The sequence below is a fragment of the Microcoleus sp. Pol17C6 genome, from assembly GCF_036701145.1.
GTDB lineage: Bacteria > Cyanobacteriota > Cyanobacteriia > Cyanobacteriales > Microcoleaceae > Microcoleus.
The window spans coordinates 1-1,166 of record NZ_JAUBQH010000176.1 but is presented as its reverse complement, the minus strand read 5'-3'; the positions used below and the strand labels follow the sequence as shown (position 1 = coordinate 1,166).

Here is a 1,166-nt window from a genome sequence, read left to right as displayed (position 1 = left end):
TAAGTAGGTAGGCGGGAAAAAACATATTTATGTAACAAAACATTAAGCAGCATAATTGGAGTTAAACTTAAGGCGTTGTGTAGTGTAGTTTCCCCTTTGTCCTCTAACTTCTACTCCATGAATTACGGCATAGGCGAGCTCTAACTCATCATCAAACATTCGTCCCGCTAATTCATCTTTTTTAATGTGTTGCCACTCTAATTCAATGGGGTTCATTTCCGAACAATACTTGGGCAAAAAAAAGATGTATAAACCTTGCTTTTCCCACTTGTGCCATAACTGTTGGACTTCTTGGCATCGGTGTATTGGGCCGTTGTCTTGTACGATCACTCTCGGTCGTCCAATCTCAGCAGCTTCCTGGGCTTCTCGCTCCATCATTTTGATATAAGCTTTTCGATCAACACCCCCAATTACTAAACCGTAAACAAAACTAATTCCCGGTTGGAGAAGTCCGATAATACTTAATCTACGACCACGCCTTTTTGTTTGTTCCAGCCTTTTTTGCTGACCTCTTTGGTAATAAGTGTAACCGGCTTCACTCCACGCACAAAACCCTGATTCATCCAAATACTTTAAGTCGATTTCTCCCGCCGCCGCCTCTAATTGCAACATCTCTAAGTCAGATTGCTTCATTTCTCGTACTATGGGGTCTTGTTTCCCTTTATGACTTTTTCTCGCTCGTTTCCAAATAAACCCTTTTTTTTGAGGAGCCGTCTTAATCGGTCTGGACTGAGTTTTACAGAACGTTCTTTTTCTAATTTCTGGGCTAATTGAAGACTGTTATATGTACGTGATTCTTTTTTGAGGCATTCTGCTAAAAACTCTATGTCTTCCTCTTTCCACTTGGGTTTTCCCCCTCGACCGGGCAATTCCCAAAGCCCTTCCATACCTAGATGCGACCATTTATGTAAAACCTCTCTCACTGTTTGTGGAGTCCAGTCAAAATGAGCAGCTATTTTTTCAACGTACCAGCCATGTGCATTTAATCTAATTACTTCTGCTCTATCTTTGACTTTTTGTGGTACAGCAGCAGTTCTCAGTTCTAATAGAGTTTTGTCTTGCTTTTGAGTCAGGAATACTCTTAATCTAGCGCCCATATATTGAGTTACCTCAGTAGATGTGTTCTCTTTCTTTACTTATTTTAACATAGTTCGGTTTTTTGGCGC

1 protein-coding gene is annotated in these 1,166 nt (G+C 40.7%); it reads right to left on the bottom strand.

The annotated features are described in order from the left end of the window. Window positions 1–42: 42 nt before the first annotated feature. Window positions 43–1,097, bottom strand: a protein-coding gene (locus QUA25_RS29290; protein WP_333043216.1) for an IS630 family transposase whose coding sequence is annotated in 2 segments (ribosomal slippage) — window positions 43–702 and window positions 705–1,097 — 1,053 coding nt in all. Because the reading frame shifts where the segments join, the coding sequence is not laid out codon by codon here. Window positions 1,098–1,166 lie beyond the last annotated feature (69 nt).